The organism is Microbacterium arabinogalactanolyticum (assembly GCF_030268005.1).
GTDB lineage: Bacteria > Actinomycetota > Actinomycetes > Actinomycetales > Microbacteriaceae > Microbacterium > Microbacterium arabinogalactanolyticum.
Map to the genome: position 1 here is coordinate 359,025 of NZ_BRZC01000002.1, position 16,161 is coordinate 375,185.

Below are 16,161 nucleotides of genomic sequence, written 5' to 3' on the forward strand. Positions count from 1 at the left end.
ATCGTGACAGATCCCGACGAAGGAGCTGACATGGCCGACGGCGACGACAAGTACTGGTACAACCTGAGCACCGGCGAGGTGGAGTTCGGCATGCTCTCCGCCTCGGTCGACCGGGTGGGTCCGTTCGACACGGCCGACGAGGCCGCGCACGCCCCCGAGAAGCTGCGGGAGCGATCCCGTGCCTGGGCGGAGGACGACGCCGCCGAGGACTCCTGGGGCAGCGCGTCCCGCGCCGGCTCCGGCGACGACGAGTGAGCATGGACAAGCAGCGCGATTTCGTCCTCCGCACGATCGAGGAGCGCGGCGTCAAGTTCGTGCGCCTGTGGTTCACCGATGTGATCGGCACTCTCAAGTCCGTGGCGATCGCACCGGCCGAGGTGGAGGGCGCGTTCGCGGAGGGCATCGGCTTCGACGGCTCCGCGATCGAGGGCCTGACCCGCACGTTCGAGTCGGACCTGCTCGCTCAGCCCGACCCGTCCACCTTCCAGATCCTGCCGTGGCGCGGCGAGGTCGACCCGACCGCGCGGATGTTCTGCGATCTGACGACGCCGGACGGGCGGCCCGCGGTCTCCGACCCGCGCAACGTGCTGCGCCGTGCGCTGGCGAAGGCGGCGGATGCCGGGTTCACGTTCTACACGCACCCGGAGATCGAGTTCTACCTGCTGAAGTCCTCGCAGGTGGGGCCCGACGGACCGGTCCCGGTCGACTCGGCCGGCTACTTCGACAACGTGCCCGGCGGCACCGCGCACGACTTCCGCCGCAGCGCCGTGCGGATGCTGGAGGACCTCGGCATCTCAGTCGAGTACAGCCACCACGAGGGCGGTCCCGGTCAGAACGAGATCGACCTGCGCTACGCGGACGCGCTCACCATGGCCGACAACATCATGACCTTCCGCACGGTCGTGAAGGAGGTCGCGATCGAGCAGGGCGTGTACGCGACGTTCATGCCGAAGCCGCTCAACAACCACCCCGGCAGCGGCATGCACACGCACCTGTCGCTGTTCGAGGGCGACGTCAACGCGTTCTACGAGGCGGGCGCGGAGTATCAGCTGTCGCTCACCGGCCGGCGGTTCATCGCGGGCCTGCTGCGGCACGCCAATGAGATCGCCGCGGTGACCAACCAGTTCGTCAACTCGTACAAGCGCCTGTGGGGCGGGGACGAGGCGCCCAGCTTCGTCACGTGGGGGCACGCGAACCGCTCGGCCCTCATCCGGGTGCCGATGTACAAGCCGAACAAGGGCCAGTCGACGCGCGTGGAGTACCGCGCCCTCGACTCCGCCGCGAACCCCTACCTCGCCTACGCGCTGATGCTGGCCGCGGGCCTGAAGGGCATCGAGGAGGAGTACGAGCTCCCGCCCGAGGCGGAGGACAACGTCTGGTCGCTGAGCGACTCGGAGCGGCGCGCCCTCGGGTACGCACCGCTGCCGGCGAGCCTGGACCACGCGCTGGAGTACATGCAGGACTCCGAGCTGGTCGCCGAGACACTGGGGGAGCAGGTCTTCAACTACGTGCTGCTGAACAAGCGCAAGGACTGGGAGGCGTACCGCGGGCAGGTCACTCCCTTCGAGCTGCAGAACAACCTCGGGCTGCTCTGAGTCCCAGTCATGGCACGACCTGATGCGTCCGTCTCGCTGTCGGCGCTGGCCCGGCTCGGCTTCGTCGAGCTGACGGCGGCGTCGGCCGCGCTCACCGAACTGGCCGACCTGACCGGGCTGGAGCGCGCCGACCTCGTGGAGGGGCTGGCCGCCGCCGATCCGGATGCCGCTGTCGCAGGCATCCTGCGCATCGCCCGTCGTGATCCCTCCCGGGTCAGGACGGTGCTGCAGGAGCCGGACGCCCGCTCGGCGCTCTGGCGGGTTCTGGGCGTCTCCAGCGGCATCGCGGACTTCTTCGCCCGGCGTCCGGAGCAGCTCGATGCCGGGCTCCTGCTGCGCGACGAGCCGCCGACCGCGGAGGACCTCGTCCAGACGCTGCTCGCAGCGGTCGACGCGCAGGACGGGTTCGCGCGAGGCACGCAGGCCGAGGCCGCGCTCCGGATCGCCTACCGCCGCGCGCTGGCGGGGATCATCGCCGCGGACACGGCATTCGCCGACCCCATCGCGGCCATCGCGGGTGTCTCTGCGGCACTCGCGGACGCCGCGGGTGCCGCGCTCGAGGCCGCTCTCGCCGTCGCCCGTTCGACCGTGACGGACGCGGGGATCCCGCGTGCGGAGGTCTCCGCGACCCGGCTGGCGATCATCGGGATGGGTAAGGCCGGAGCTCGAGAGCTGAACTACCTCAGCGATGTGGACGTGATCTTCGCTGCCGGCACGGGCGATGAGCAGATCGTGAGTGAGCCACGCGCCATCGACGTGGCGACCAGGCTCGCGCGCGAGACCATGCGCGTGCTCTCCGGCATCGACGCGGAGCCGCCGCTCTGGGAGGTGGACGCCGCCCTGCGGCCGGAGGGCAAGCAGGGCGCTCTGGTGCGCTCCCTGGCCTCGCATGAGGCCTATTACGACCGCTGGGCGAAGAGCTGGGAGTTCCAGGCGCTGCTGAAGGCGCGTCCGCTCGCAGGAGACGCGGAGCTGGGCGCCGAGTACATCGCCGCCGTGCAGCCGCGCGTGTGGACCAGCGCCGAGAGATCGGACTTCGTGGACAGCGTCCAGCGCATGCGCGAGCGCGTCACGGACAACATCCCCGCCGAGGATGTGCCGTTCCAGCTCAAGCTCGGCCCTGGCGGCCTGCGCGACATCGAGTTCACGGTGCAGCTGCTGCAGCTGGTGCACGGCGTCGGCGACCCGAGCCTGCACACGCGCGGCACGCTGGAGTCGCTGGAGGCACTGGCCGAAGGCGGCTATATCGGGCGGGCCGAGGGCGCTGCGTTCGCCGAGCAGTATCGGGTGCTGCGCCTGCTCGAGCACCGCCTGCAGCTGCACGAACTGACCCGTACCCATCTGATGCCCCGCGACGACGACGGCATGCGCAGACTGGCCCGGGCCACGGGGCTCGCCGACTCGGGCCCCGCCCTGCGCCAGCTCTGGGAGAATCTGCGGCGCGACGTGCGGGAGCAGCATGTTCGGCTGTTCTACCGGCCGCTGCTCGCGGCGGTGGCCTCGCTGCCCGCCGAGGAGCGGGCGCTCACCACCGGGCAGGCCGCCGATCGTCTTGCGGCCATCGGCTTCCGCGATCCGGCCGGCGCGCTGCGGCACATCGCGGCGCTGACCACGGGCCTCAGCCGCAAGGCCAGCATCCAGCGGTACCTCATGCCGGTGATGCTGCGCTGGTTCGCAGACGGCACCGACCCCGACTACGGTCTGATCGCCTTCCGCCGGATCAGCGAACGCCTCGGCGACACGCACTGGTTCCTGGGGATGCTGCGCGACTCGTCCGGGGCTGCTGAACGGCTCACCCGCGTGCTCTCCAGCTCGCGCTACGTCGGCGAGCTGATGGAGTGGATCCCGGAATCGGTGGCGTGGCTGGACTCCGCGAGCGACCTCACCCTGCGCAGCGGGGCGGCGCTGGACGAGGAGGCGCGGGCCATCCAGACCCGGCACGCCACGATCGGTCCCGCGATGAAGGCCGTGCGGGCGCTGCGCCGCAGGGAGCTGCTGCGCACCGCCATGGGCGCGGTGCTCGACCACGTCGGCGTGCATGAGATGGCGCGCTCCATCAGCGAGATCAGCGAGGCCACGATCCAGGCCGCGCTGCGCGCGGTGCGGCGCGAGGTCGTGCCGCCCGAGGACGACGCGCTGGACTTCTCGATCATCGCGATGGGCCGCTTCGGCGGGGCCGAGCTCGGCTTCGGATCGGATGCCGATGTGCTGTTCGTCTATGAGCCGAACGGCGTCGAGCCGCAACGGGCCCAGCAGCTGGCCGCGAGCATCGTCACGGGTCTGCGGGAGCACCTGACCGATCACAGGCTCCCGCTCGATCTGGACGCCGACCTGCGCCCGGAGGGGCGCAACGGACCGATCGTCCGGACCCTGGAGGCGTACACGCAGTACTACCGGCGCTGGTCCCTGTCCTGGGAGGCGCAGGCGCTACTGCGCGCCCGCGGCATCGCCGGCAGCGTGAAGCTCATCGGCCGGTTCATGGAGCTCGCCGACGGTATCCGCTTCCCGGAGCAGGTCTCGCTGCAGGACGTGCGCGAGATCAAGCGCATCAAGGCGCGGGTGGAGGGCGAGCGACTGCCGCAGGGCGTGGATCCGCGCAGGCATCTCAAGCTCGGTCCCGGGACCCTCAGTGACGTGGAGTGGATGGTGCAGGTGCTGCAGCTTCAGCACGGCCACCGGGTGCCCGACCTGCGGACGACGTCAACGCTGCAGGCGCTGGACGCCGCCGTGCTCGCCGATCTGCTGCCGGCCGCCGCCGCGGAGCGGCTGCGAGAGGCCTGGGTGCTGTGCAGCCGGCTGCGCTCGGCGATGACGCTGCTGACCGGCCAGACCCGCGATGTGCTGCCTGTCGACCACCGCGAGCTGGACGGGGTCGGGCGCCTGCTGGGTTACCCTGACCGCGGCGCGATGCTGCTCGAGGAGGACTATCTGCGGGTCACGCGTCGCGCCCGGCGGGTCTTCGAGACCCATTTCTACGGCTGAAAAGGAACACGAGGGGGAGTCATGTCTGAGCGCATCGGGATCGTGTGGAACCCGACCAAGATCGATGAGGCAGTGCTGAGGGATGCCGTCAGCGCGGCGTTCTCCGAGGATGACGACGTGCAGTGGTGGGAGACGTCGGCGGACGACCCCGGGCGCTCCATGGCCGAGGCCGCGGTGGCGGCCGGATGCGACGTGGTCATCGCGGTCGGCGGTGACGGCACGGTCCGCGTGGTGGCTGAGGTCATCGCGCAGCAGGGCGAAGGCGCGCCCGCACTGGGCATCGTCCCCCAGGGCACCGGCAACCTGCTGGCCCGCAATCTCGGCATCCCGCTCGGGAGCGTGCCGAAGGCGCTCACCACGATCGCCGCAGGCCGTACGCGCGGGATCGACATGGGCTGGGTGCGTGCCGACGACGCCGAGGCCGAGACCGGCTTCCTGGTGATGATCGGGTCGGGCCTGGACGCGCACATGCTCGCCGAGACCGACGATGACCTGAAGGACAAGGCGGGCTGGCTGGCCTACGTCGAGGCGATGGGGCGCGCCCTGACCGCGGCCGAGACGATGGACTTCACGCTCCGCGTCGATGACGGGGACGAGCAGCTGCTCAGTGGTCACACGCTGCTGATCGGCAACTGCGGCGCGATCCAGGGCGGGGTGACGCTGCTGCCCGATGCCGTGCCCGACGACGGCCGGCTCGACCTGCTGCTCGTGAGCGCCGACGGTGCGGCGCAGTGGATGCAGACCCTTCGCACGATCGTCTGGGACAACGGCATCCGGCGTGTGCTCGCGGGAGACGAGGAGACGGTCAGCACGGATGCCGCGCAGCACCTCTCCGGTGAGAGAATCCGCGTCCGGCTCTCCACGCCTTCGGCGTTCGAGATCGACGGCGAGGAGGCCGGTGACGTCTCGGCGCTCGACGTGCGCGTGCAGCCGGCGGCGCTCCGAGTGCTGTGCTGACCGCGACGGGTCGAGGAGGAAGGGCGCAGAATGGACGGCGACTTCGCGAGTCTCCACGGGCGATGGGCGGGCGAGGAGGACGTGTACGCGACGGCGTGGACGCCGGCCGGCCGCGCGACGGCCGAGCTGGTCTTCGCACACGGGCCCGGAGGCACCCTGCTCATCGACTACGCGGAGCATCGCGCCGACGGGGACATGACCGGCCACGGCGTGGTCTCGGATGGCGGCTGGTGGTGGTTCGACTCGTACGGGTTCGTGCCCGCATCGGCGGGGACGTCCGCGTGGGAGGACGGCGAACTGATCCTGGAACGCCGCTCGGAGCGTGGGCGCAACGTGATGGTCCTGTCATCCGACGGCGACCGGCTCACGATGCGGCTCGCCGCCGCACCGGTGGACGGGGAGCTCCAGCAGCTCGTTGCAGGCGTGTATCGCCGAGTGACCGCCGCCCCGTCGGCCTGACGGCGTCTTCGGGCGTCGACCGGCGCGGATAGAATCGGGCGTCCCCTCAGGCAGGAGTCCCCATGCCCACATCGCACCCGACGTTCGGCGTGCTCGCCGCGCTGCGCAGCCCGCGACAGCTCTCCCGTGAGGTGTTCGCAGGCCTGGTGACGACCCTCGCGCTGGTGCCGGAGGTGATCTCGTTCTCGGTGGTCGCCGGCGTCGACCCGATGACGAGCCTGGTGGCGTCGATCGTGCTCTGCCTGACGATGACCTTCCTCGGTGGGCGGCCCGGCGTGATCACGGCCGCGGCAGGCTCGGTCGCGTTGGTCGTCGCTCCGCTCGTGCACGAGCACGGCGTGAAGTACGTGCTCCCGACCGTCGTCCTGGCGGGCCTCCTGCAGATCGTCTTCGGGGTCCTGGGGCTGGCACGGCTGATGCGATATGTGCCGAGGTCGGTCATGCTCGGATTCGTCAATGCGCTCGGCATCCTGATCTTCGTCGCGCAGCTGCCGCACATCATCGGAGCGGCCCTTCCGGTGTGGGGTCTGTTCGCGCTGACTCTGGCGATCGTGCTCCTCCTGCCGTTGCTGACCAAGGCGGTTCCGTCGCCGCTGGTCGCGATCGTGGTGGTCACTGCGGTCGTCATCGTCGGCCGGATGACGGTGCCGGATGTCGCCGACGAGGGCCCCGTGGGCGGCGGTCTGCCGGGCCTCACCTCGCTGGACGTGCCGCTGGATCTGTCGACCCTGCAGCTGATCCTGCCGACCGCGATCAGCGTGGCGCTGGTGGGGCTGATGGAGTCGCTGCTGACGGCGAAGCTCGTGGACGAGATCACCGAGACCCCCTCGCACAAGGGCCGGGAGTCGTGGGCGCTCGGCGTCGCGAACATCGCCGCGGGTTTCTACGGCGGTGTCGCGGGATGCGCCATGATCGGCCAGACCGTGCTCAATGTGAAGACCAGCGGAGCGCGGACGCGGATCTCCACGTTCGTGGCGGGCGTGTTCATGCTGGCCCTCGTCACCGGGCTCAGCTCGCTGATGGGGCAGATCCCGATGGTCGCACTGGCTGCGGTGATGATGGTGGTCGCCGTCACCACCGTGGACTGGCACAGCGTGCGGCCATCGACGCTGCGGCGGATGCCGCTCTCCGAGACGATCGTCATGCTCGTCACCATCGGGACCGTCGTGCTGACGAGCAACCTCGCCTACGGCGTCATCGCCGGGGTCGTGCTGGCGATGATCCTGTTCGCGCGCCGCGTGGCGCACGTGATCAGCGTGGAGCGGATGCCGTCCTCCGACGGCGCGAGCGTGCGCTACGCCGTGCGCGGACCGCTGTTCTTCGGCAGCAGCAACGACCTGGTCGAGCACTTCCGGTACGCGGAGGATCCGGCATCCGTCATCATCGACCTGAGCGCTGCGCAGATCTGGGATGCCTCGACCGTGGCCGCCCTGGACTCGATCGCGACGCGCTACGAGCGCCGCGGGGTCACGATCGGCATCACCGGCCTCGACGCCCGCAGCGAGCGCTTCCACGGCCGCCTGAGCGGCTACCTGGGCGCCTGAGGGTATCGGGCGGCCACGCGCTGCCGCCCGCGGCCGCCGGGGGCGTGGGGGAGCTCAGTCGCGCACGAGCTTGCGGAGCAGGCGCTCGAGCTGCGATCGTTCGTCGTCGCTGAGGGAGGAGAGCAACTGGCGCTCCGTCTGCAGATGGGCAGGGTAGGCCTCATCGATGAGCGCGCGTCCCTCCGGCGTGAGCTCGACGATGCGACCGCGGGTGTCGTCTTCGCGCTGGCTGCGGATCACGAGACCGGCGGCTTCGAGCCGATCGACGCGCTTGGAGGTGGCTCCCGCTGTCACCATCGTGTGCTCGGCGAGATCGCCCGGGGAGAGCGCGAAGGGCGATCCGGCCCTGCGGAGGGCGCAGAGGACGTCGAACTCGCCCTCGCCCAGGCCGAAGCGGCGATAGTTCCTTATCAGTTCACTCGTGAAGTCGTCCGAGATGCGCCGCATCCTGCCGATGACGGCCATCGGGCTCGGATCGAGATCAGGGCGCTCGCGACGCCACTGCTCGATGAAGGTTCCTACGCGGTCGTGAGTGCCCATGCGTCCAGCATAGTTTCCACGGAACATATAATGGTTTCCATGGAAACTAACCAACGGCTGCGACGTACGTGGGACCGGGCCCGGTGGCCGCTCGTCGCGGCGATCGGCCCGATCGCGTTCGGGTCGAACTACTTCGTGACGCACGAATACCTGCCTGCCGGCTCGCCGCTGTGGGGGTCGGCGATCCGTGCGCTGCCGGCAGGGCTGGTGCTCCTGCTCGTCGCGCGACGCCCGCCGGCGGGGGCGTGGTGGTGGCGCTCCGTCGTGCTCGGCACGCTCAACATGGGTCTGTTCTTCTGCCTGGTGTATGTGGCGGCTCAGCTGCTGCCGTCCAGCGTCGCCGCGTCGCTGATGTCGCTGAGCCCCATCGTGATCGCGGGAGCGGCCTGGCTGCTGATCGACGAGCGGCCCGCACCGCGCGTGATCGTCGGCGCGGTGATCGGAGGCGCCGGCGTGCTGCTGATCGTCGGAACGGCTACGGGGGCGCTGGACGGCTGGGGGATCGCGGCGTCGATCGCCTCGATGCTGCTCTCGTCGATCGGCGCGATCCTCACCAGGCGCTGGCAGGACGACACTCCGGTGCTCACGGTGACCGCGTGGCAGCTGGTGGTCGGCGGGCTCGAGCTGCTCGCGGCCGCCGTCGTGATCGAAGGCGCGCCTCCCGCCCTCACCGCGGTCGAGACCGCCGCGTTCGCCTACGCGAGCCTGATCGCGACGGCGCTCGGCTTCGTCTGCTGGTTCACGGGGTTCCGCCACCTTCCGGCGGGAGTCGTCGGTGTGATCGGTCTGCTCAACCCCGTCACCGGGGTTGCACTCGGCGTCTTCGCCGGCGGCGAGATCCTCACTCCGCTCCAGGCGGCGGGCATCGCGCTCGTGCTGATCAGCATCGCGATCGTCAACGCCCGGCGCCGCACCGCCGTCGTCCTGGAAGGAGAGCGACAGGTCGTGAAGGGGCGTCAGACGCCTCGAGGGCCTGACTTCCGGGAAGAACCCAGGGAAGTCAGGCCCTCGAGCCAGAGGGGCGCGGCTCAGACGCCGTAGTACAGCTCGTACTCGTACGGGTGCGGACGCTGCGCCATCGGCAGGATCTCCTTCTCGTACTTGTAGTCGATCCAGGTGTCGATGAGCTCCTGCGTGAACACGCCGCCCTCGAGCAGGAAGTCGTGGTCGTTGCGGAGCGCCTCGAGCGAGTCCAGCAGGGAGTTCGGGACCTGCGGGATGTTCTTGGCCTCCTCCGGGGGAAGCTCGTACAGGTCCTTGTCGATGGGCTCCATCGGCTCGATGCGGTTCTTGATGCCGTCCAGGCCGGCCATCATCTGCGCAGCGAAGGCCAGGTACGGGTTGCCCGAGGCATCCGGGACGCGGAACTCGATGCGCTTGGCCTTCGGGTTCGAGCCGGTCAGCGGGATGCGGATCGCGGCGGAGCGGTTTCCGGCGGAGTACGCCAGGTTGACCGGCGCCTCGAAGTGCTTCACCAGGCGGTGGTAGCTGTTCAGCGTCGGGTTGGTGAAGGCCAGCACGGCGTGCGCGTGCTTGAGCAGACCGCCGATGTACCAGCGCGCGATGTCGCTGAGCTGGCCGTAGCCGGCCTCGTCGAAGAACAGCGGCTTGCCGTCCAGCCACAGGGACTGGTGCGTGTGCATGCCCGAGCCGTTGTCGCCGTACAGCGGCTTCGGCATGAACGTGACCGTCTTGCCCCACTCCTGGGCGGTGTTCTTGATGATGTACTTGAACTTCAGGATGTCGTCGGCCGCGCTCACCATGGTGTCGAAGCGGTAGTTGATCTCCTGCTGGCCCGCGGTGCCGACCTCGTGGTGCGAGCGCTCCAGGTGGAAGCCCGCGTCGATCAGGCGCAGCGTCATGTCGTCGCGCAGGTCGGCCGTCTTGTCGACCGGAGCGACCGGGAAGTACCCGCCCTTGAAGGGGGTCTTGTTGGCGAGGTTGCCGCCCTCCTCCTCGCGACCGGAGTTCCAGGCGGCCTCCTCGGAGTCGATCCGGTAGAAGCTCTCGCCCGCGGTGACGGAGTAGCGCACGTCGTCGAAGATGTAGAACTCCGCCTCCGGGGCGAAGTACGCGGTGTCGGCGATGCCGGTGGACGCGAGGTACTTCTCGGCCTTCTTGGCGACCTGACGCGGGTCCTTGCTGTAGATCTCGCCGGTGCGCGGGTTGTAGATGTCGAAGACCATCACGAGGGTCTTCGCCTCGCGGAACGGGTCGAGGTACGCGGTGGTGACATCGGGGATCAGCTGCATGTCCGACTCGTGGATCGACGCGAACCCGCGGATCGAGGAGCCGTCGAACAACTGTCCGTCCCGGAAGAAGTCCTCGTCGACCGTGGATGCCGGGATGTTGAAGTGCTGCTGCACGCCCGGAAGGTCAGTGAAACGGATGTCGAGGAACTTGACGTCGTTCTCCTCGATGTAGCGAAGGACGTCTGCGGGCTCTTTGAACATGTACGACTCCTGATCGGGTATCGGTTGCATCAACCTTACGCAGGTTATGCATGGGGAGTTTCCCAGCCGTGTCCGCCATGTTTCGGGCATGTTACGTGTGCTCGGTAGGCTGGGGGAGTGAACGACTACCCCGGTGAACGCCTCGGTCTGCCCGCCACCGGACCTCGCAGCATCGCCCGTCCCGGACGCAGGATCGGCGCATTGGCGATCGACTACTTCGCCTCGACGCTCATCGCGCTCGGCTTCCTTGGCTACGACCCGCTGGCTCTGCCCGCCGAGGCCGGCTGGCGCCAGTTCGCGCCGATGATGGTCTTCGCGGTGCTGCAGATCCTGTTCATCCCGACCGCCGGTGGCAGCCCGGGCCATCGCATCCTCGGCATGCGCGTGGTCCGCTTCGGCGGCGGATGGGTCGGGCTGTGGCGTCCGATCGTCCGCACGCTCCTGCTGGTGGTCGTCATCCCCGCCGTCATCTGGGATGCCGATCAGCGCGGTCTGCACGACAAGATCGCCGGCACGGTGCTCATCCGGTCCTGATTCGGACGCGGCGCTCGATCCCGCCCGCCACCGGGCGCGACCGGCTCAGTCCCGCCCGCGGTTCCTCCGGCGCATCTCGCGCGGGGCGCGACCGCCCAGGAACGACTTGGCGGGATCGACGACGAAGCCGCGGCGCAGCACCTGGCGGCCGATGAGCATCCGGAAGCCCATCTCGTCGCGATTGGTGAGCGTCACCTCGCCCTGCACGTCGTGGCCGACCAGCCGCATCCGCAGCAGCACGACGATCCGGTGCTCGGCGTGGCCGGACGAGCTGCGCACGGCGCGGCGATCGTGGACGGGGCACTCGTGCACCACGGCATCCTCCCTGGTCTCCTGCCAGGGATGCACGGCGAACCTCACCCAGTCCTCGCCGTCGCGGGTGAACTCCTCGACGTCGAACGCGTGCAGCGATGAGGTCCTCGCGCCGGTGTCGATCTTGGCCTTGATCCAGTCGACGCCCAGCTCGGGCAGGGACACCCACTCGCGCCACCCCGTGGACGTGTTTGAATGAGAAGACCGATTCACCCCTACATCCTGGCAGGAAACATCTGTGAAGATCGCCGTTCTCTCGCGGGCACCGCAGTCGTACTCCACCCAGCGCCTTCGCGCGGCCGCGCAGCAGCGGGGCCACACAGTTAAGGTGCTGAACACCCTGCGCTTCGCGATCGACCTGACCGCTGACGCCCCGGACCTGTTCTTCCGCGGCAGGCAGCTGAGCGACTACGACGCGATCCTGCCCCGCATCGGCAACTCCATCACGTACTTCGGAACGGCGGTGGTGCGTCAGTTCGAGCAGATGGACGTCTACACCCCGAACACCGCGAACGGCATCTCCAGTGCGCGGGACAAGCTGCGGGCCAACCAGATCCTCTCCCGCCACAACATCGCCATGCCGGCCACGGCGTTCGTGCGCAACCGCGCGGACGTGCGTCCGGCGATCGAGCGCGTGGGCGGCGCGCCCGTCGTGATCAAGCTGCTGGAGGGCACCCAGGGGATCGGTGTGATCCTCGCTCCGCAGGTGAAGGTGGCCGAGGCGATCATCGAGACGCTGCACTCCACCAAGCAGAACGTGCTGATCCAGAAGTTCATCGCCGAGAGTCGGGGACGCGACATCCGCGCTCTGGTCGTCGGAGACCGGGTCGTGGCCGCGATGCGGCGGGTCGCCGAGGGCGACGAGTTCCGCTCCAACGTGCACCGCGGCGGGCGCGTGGAGCCGGTGACGCTGGACCCCGTGTACGAGCAGACCGCGGTCCGCTCGGCGCAGATCATGGGCCTGCGGGTCGCCGGTGTCGACATGCTCGAGAGCGACGAGGGGCCGCTGGTCATGGAGGTCAACTCCTCGCCCGGACTGCAGGGCATCGAGGCGGCCACCAATCTCGACGTCGCCGGCGCGATCATCGACTACATCGCGAACCAGGTGGCGTTCCCCGACATCGACATCCGTCAGCGGCTGAGCGTCTCCACGGGCTACGGCGTCGCCGAGCTCATGGTGCACAGCGGTGCGGAGCAGGTGGGAATGAAGCTGGGCGACCTGGGGCTGTGGGATCGCGACATCACGGTGCTCACCCTGCATCGCGGCGTGAGCGTCATCCCGAACCCGCGCAAGCATGTGGTGCTCGAGGCCGAGGACCGGCTGCTGTGCTTCGGCAAGCTCGAGGAGATGCGGTCGATGATCCCGGAGAAGCGTCGCCGCCGGCCTCGTGTGCGCCGTCTCCCCAAGGAGCCGCTGGGGGAGTGAATGCGAAACGGCCCCTCACTCCGCTGGAGTGAGGGGCGGTTCGCTGCGTGCAGTGCGGCGCGGATCAGCGCGGACGCTGCGCGCGGACCTTGGTGGGATCGATGCCCTTGGGGATCGGCAGCGACGAGAGCGACTGCGACACCGAGTCGATGCGCCGGATGACGGCGGCCATGGTGGCCTTGTCGATCGCCTTGGGGATCTTCTTGATCCGCTTGGCCAGGTCGGAGATCGGGACCTCGTCCTCGCCGTGGCCGACGTACAGCACGGTCACGGGCACGCCGTTGGCGACGCGCTGCGCCTTCTGACGCTCCTCGTTCACGAGGCGGGTGAGCCGGCCACGGGTGCCCTCGCCGACCACGACGATGCCGCCGCGGCCGATCGCGCGGTAGACGGCCTCCTGGGTCTTGGGGTTGATCCCCACGGGGGTGTCGGATGCCTGCCAGCTGCGGCCGAGGCTGGTGCTGAGCACGTGACCGCTGGCACCGGGCATCCCGTCGATCTTGGCGTACATGGCCTTGGTCGACAGGCGCGTCATCAGGAACATGGCGCCGAGGATGCCGAACATCAGGCCGGTGACGGCCCACAGGATCAGCGAGAGCACGGCGCCGCCGCCGATCAGGAAGCCGAGGATCAGGCCGATGAGCACGCCGCCGATGAGGATGGCGAGCTGCGCCCAGGGAAGCCAGCCGTAGACCTCCCGGGTGAACCGGAACAGGGAACGGATCTGGGAGAAGAAGCCGGGACGCTTCTCAGCTTCGGGAGCACGCTTTGCCATGGGTACCAGCCTACCGAGTCATCGCCCCGTCGTTCTCCCTGCACAGCCGCGGGTATCCCGTGACTTCTCCACCTTCGTCGTGATCGCGGCCCTCGCGGGTCGCAGGCATGCGCTCTCATGGAGCGATGGACAACGTCGAGGAGCAGCATCCGGACCCACGGTTCGGACTCGTGCCCGGGGCGCACCGCCTCATGCGCCGGCTCGACGGCGCCGAGTCGCCGTTCACCGGAGAGCTCGTCAGCGACGGTGAGCACCGGAGGGTGCTCGTCGACACCGCGGCGATGGATGCCGTGCTGTGGGAGTTCGCAGGCGCGGAGCATGTCGCAGGCGTGCACGATCTCGTGCGGACCGCAGACGGTCACGGTGCGCTGGTTCCCTGGTGCGTCGAGCCGGTCGAGACGTTGGTCGCCCGCCGGTGCGCCGCCGGACGTCCGTTGACGTCCGGCGAGACCGTGACTCTCGTCGGCAGCCTGCTGCGCGGGATCGTCGAGGTGGCGGGTCGTGCGGTCACCGGCCGCTGGTGGCTGGAGGACGGCGGGCGTCCGGTGTTCGTCCCGGGTGAGGGGGTCTCCAGCACGGCCGCGTCGGTGGCCGTCATCGAGCGGGTCAGAGACGGGTGCGCGGATCGCGCGATGCAGCGGATGCTGGTGCGGATCGCCGCGGGAATGGCGGATCACAGGGTGGTGCTGCGTGAGCTCGACGCCTGGGAGGGCGAGCTGACCGAGCTCGCCGCCCCACGTGCCCTCGAGCGCGAGGTACCCGACATGGACGGCGCATGGCCGGCACCGGAGCGGGTGCGCGCCCTGCCATTCCACCGTGCTGGACTCGCCGAGGTGGCCGGGCAGCTGGAGGAGCGGCCCTCGCTCCGTGAACGGCTCGTGCTGATCGGCGCGCGTCTGCAGGAGCGCGTGCGCGACAGCATCCCGTCGAAGGCGAAGGTGTCCTCCGAGGTGGAGGCCGGAGCGGACGGCGCCGCGAGGACGCGCGCGCCGCGTGGACGGGTGCTGCTGGTGGGCGCCGGTGCGGCGGCACTGGTGATCCTGGGCGGGCTGCTCTGGCCGGGCGGCGATGAGGATGCCGTGATGCCGCAGGCGGTCGCCGCGGATCGGCAGGCTTCCCCGTCCCCTTCGGCGTCAGAGCGCGGACAGGTCTCGCCGCCCGAGGAGCCGCAGCCCTCCGCCTCCGACGCTCCGGCGCCGGACCGGTCGCGACCCGACCGCGACGACGACGACGTCGAGAGGACGGCGACGCGACTGCTGAAGGCTATCGACGGATGCCGTGCGAAGAAGGACAGGGACTGCGCGGCCGCGATCGCGGCGGGTGGCGCGCAGGGCGTGCTCGATCGGCTCGGAGTCGACGCCGCGGGGCGGGACGTGACGCTGGTCGAGGACTACGGCGACATCGCGGTCACGCGACTGGGGCGCACGACGGCGAACGGCGAGCAGATGCTCGTCCTGGTGCGGGAGAAAGACGGATGGCTGGTCCGCGACGTGTACGACGTCGCGGACCAGCCATCCGGTGGGGACTGAGCGGGCTCAGATCCCCGGCTGGATCAGATGCCCAGCGTGGCCGCGAAGTCGGCGGCCTCCAGGCGGTTCTTGATCGCGCCCAGGAAGCGCGCGGCATCCGCACCGTCGATGATGCGGTGGTCGTACGAGATCGCCAGCCACACGTACGAACGGACCGAGATCGCGTCCACGCCGTCGACCGTGACCACACCGGGGCGCTTGAACACGACGCCCGTGCCGAGGATCGCGGACTGGGGCAGGAACACCAGGGGCGTGTCGAACATCGCACCGCGCGAACCCGTGTTGGTCACCGTGAAGGTGCCGCCGGCGAGCTCGTCGGGCTTGAGCTTGTTGTCGCGGGTGCGCGCGGCGAGATCGGCGATCTCGTGCGCGATCTGCGCGATGTTCTTCGTCCCGGCGTCGCGGACGACCGGCGTGAGCAGACCGCGCTCGGTGTCCACGGCGATCGAGATGTTCTCGGATGCCGGGTAGACGATGCTGTCGCCGTCGACCGTCGAGTTGATGATCGGGTACGCCTGCAGCGCCTCGGCGGCGGCGAGGGTGAAGAACGGCAGGAAGGAGAGCTTGTCGCCCGTCTTCTGCAGGAACTCGTCCTTCTTCGCGGTGCGGTAGGCGGCCAGGGCCGTCACGTCGACCTCGACGAAGGTGGTCAGCTGAGCGGTCTGCTGCATGGAGGCCACAGCGCGCTCGGCGACGACCTTGCGCAGACGCGACATCTTCTGCGTGGTGCCACGCAGAGGCGAGACCTCGAGCGGGGCTGCGGCAGGTGCTGCGGGTGCGGTCGCGGCGGCCGGAGCCTGCGTCTTGGCCTCGGCGGCCTTCAGCACGTCCTCCTTGCGGATGCGTCCGCCGACGCCGGTGCCCTTCACCGTGGCGAGGTCGATGCCCTGCTGGGAGGCGAGGCGGCGGACCAGGGGCGTCACGTACAGCGAGTCGGATGCTTCCTCCGCAGCCGGTGCGGCCGCTGCCGGAGCGGCGGGCGCGGGAGCGGCGGCCGGTGCTGCCGGCGCGGGCGCTGCCGGAGCGGCGGGTGCGGGCGCGGGCGCTGCCGGCGC

Annotated in this window: 15 protein-coding genes; 10 read left to right on the plus strand and 5 right to left on the minus strand. The window is 69.7% G+C overall.

What is annotated here, in order from left to right:
• Nucleotides 1-30: 30 nt before the first annotated feature.
• The 6 genes from MIAR_RS02335 to MIAR_RS02360 all read left to right on the plus strand — a co-directional run bounded on the left by MIAR_RS02335 (nucleotide 31) and on the right by MIAR_RS02360 (nucleotide 7,537).
• Nucleotides 31-255 (plus strand): SPOR domain-containing protein, encoded by a 225-nt coding sequence (locus MIAR_RS02335; protein WP_285630631.1) that lies wholly within the window; start codon nucleotides 31-33, stop codon nucleotides 253-255.
• Nucleotides 256-257: 2 nt separating this feature from the next.
• Complete coding sequence (locus tag MIAR_RS02340; RefSeq protein WP_285630633.1) at nucleotides 258-1,595, plus strand: glutamine synthetase family protein; 1,338 nt, start codon at nucleotides 258-260, stop codon at nucleotides 1,593-1,595.
• 9 nt (nucleotides 1,596-1,604) lie between these two features.
• Complete coding sequence (locus MIAR_RS02345) at nucleotides 1,605-4,577, plus strand: bifunctional [glutamine synthetase] adenylyltransferase/[glutamine synthetase]-adenylyl-L-tyrosine phosphorylase (RefSeq protein WP_285630635.1); 2,973 nt, start codon at nucleotides 1,605-1,607, stop codon at nucleotides 4,575-4,577.
• 21 nt (nucleotides 4,578-4,598) lie between these two features.
• On the plus strand, nucleotides 4,599-5,534 hold the full coding sequence (locus tag MIAR_RS02350; RefSeq protein ID WP_285630637.1) for a diacylglycerol/lipid kinase family protein: 936 nt from the start codon (nucleotides 4,599-4,601) through the stop codon (nucleotides 5,532-5,534).
• A gap of 30 nt (nucleotides 5,535-5,564) precedes the next feature.
• The gene (locus tag MIAR_RS02355; protein ID WP_285630640.1) at nucleotides 5,565-5,993 is read left to right on the plus strand and encodes a hypothetical protein; all 429 of its coding nucleotides are present in this window, start codon (nucleotides 5,565-5,567) and stop codon (nucleotides 5,991-5,993) included.
• Between the two features lie 62 nt (nucleotides 5,994-6,055).
• Nucleotides 6,056-7,537 (plus strand): SulP family inorganic anion transporter, encoded by a 1,482-nt coding sequence (locus tag MIAR_RS02360; protein WP_285630643.1) that lies wholly within the window; start codon nucleotides 6,056-6,058, stop codon nucleotides 7,535-7,537.
• Nucleotides 7,538-7,591: 54 nt separating this feature from the next.
• Here MIAR_RS02360 and MIAR_RS02365 read toward each other — a convergent pair whose 3' ends face one another.
• Nucleotides 7,592-8,077 (minus strand): MarR family winged helix-turn-helix transcriptional regulator, encoded by a 486-nt coding sequence (locus tag MIAR_RS02365; protein WP_285630645.1) that lies wholly within the window; start codon nucleotides 8,075-8,077, stop codon nucleotides 7,592-7,594.
• 39 nt (nucleotides 8,078-8,116) lie between these two features.
• On the opposite strand from MIAR_RS02365, the gene MIAR_RS02370 reads away from it, so the two are divergent.
• A complete protein-coding gene (locus tag MIAR_RS02370; RefSeq protein ID WP_285630648.1) occupies nucleotides 8,117-9,118 on the plus strand; it encodes a DMT family transporter in 1,002 nt (333 codons plus the stop codon).
• Here the strand turns inward: MIAR_RS02370 and glnA are convergent.
• On the minus strand, nucleotides 9,106-10,530 hold the full coding sequence (gene glnA, locus MIAR_RS02375) for a type I glutamate--ammonia ligase (RefSeq protein WP_285630650.1): 1,425 nt from the start codon (nucleotides 10,528-10,530) through the stop codon (nucleotides 9,106-9,108). The two genes, MIAR_RS02370 and glnA, sit on opposite strands and share 13 nt — an antisense overlap.
• A gap of 117 nt (nucleotides 10,531-10,647) precedes the next feature.
• On the opposite strand from glnA, the gene MIAR_RS02380 reads away from it, so the two are divergent.
• Complete coding sequence (locus MIAR_RS02380; RefSeq protein ID WP_285630653.1) at nucleotides 10,648-11,064, plus strand: RDD family protein; 417 nt, start codon at nucleotides 10,648-10,650, stop codon at nucleotides 11,062-11,064.
• 45 nt (nucleotides 11,065-11,109) lie between these two features.
• Here MIAR_RS02380 and MIAR_RS02385 read toward each other — a convergent pair whose 3' ends face one another.
• Nucleotides 11,110-11,589 (minus strand): ATP-dependent zinc protease family protein, encoded by a 480-nt coding sequence (locus tag MIAR_RS02385; protein ID WP_285630656.1) that lies wholly within the window; start codon nucleotides 11,587-11,589, stop codon nucleotides 11,110-11,112.
• A 25-nt stretch (nucleotides 11,590-11,614) separates the two neighbouring features.
• On the opposite strand from MIAR_RS02385, the gene MIAR_RS02390 reads away from it, so the two are divergent.
• Nucleotides 11,615-12,802 carry a RimK family alpha-L-glutamate ligase gene (locus MIAR_RS02390; RefSeq protein ID WP_285630659.1) on the plus strand — a complete coding sequence of 396 codons (1,188 nt, stop codon included), beginning with the start codon at nucleotides 11,615-11,617 and terminating at the stop codon, nucleotides 12,800-12,802.
• 64 nt (nucleotides 12,803-12,866) lie between these two features.
• Here MIAR_RS02390 and MIAR_RS02395 read toward each other — a convergent pair whose 3' ends face one another.
• The gene (locus MIAR_RS02395; RefSeq protein ID WP_285630662.1) at nucleotides 12,867-13,577 is read right to left on the minus strand and encodes a DUF4191 domain-containing protein; all 711 of its coding nucleotides are present in this window, start codon (nucleotides 13,575-13,577) and stop codon (nucleotides 12,867-12,869) included.
• A gap of 125 nt (nucleotides 13,578-13,702) precedes the next feature.
• On the opposite strand from MIAR_RS02395, the gene MIAR_RS02400 reads away from it, so the two are divergent.
• The gene (locus tag MIAR_RS02400) at nucleotides 13,703-15,106 is read left to right on the plus strand and encodes a hypothetical protein (RefSeq protein ID WP_285630665.1); all 1,404 of its coding nucleotides are present in this window, start codon (nucleotides 13,703-13,705) and stop codon (nucleotides 15,104-15,106) included.
• 23 nt (nucleotides 15,107-15,129) lie between these two features.
• Here the strand turns inward: MIAR_RS02400 and sucB are convergent.
• A partial coding sequence (gene sucB / locus MIAR_RS02405) for a 2-oxoglutarate dehydrogenase, E2 component, dihydrolipoamide succinyltransferase (protein ID WP_285630668.1) occupies nucleotides 15,130-16,161 on the minus strand: 1,032 nt, incomplete at its 5' end.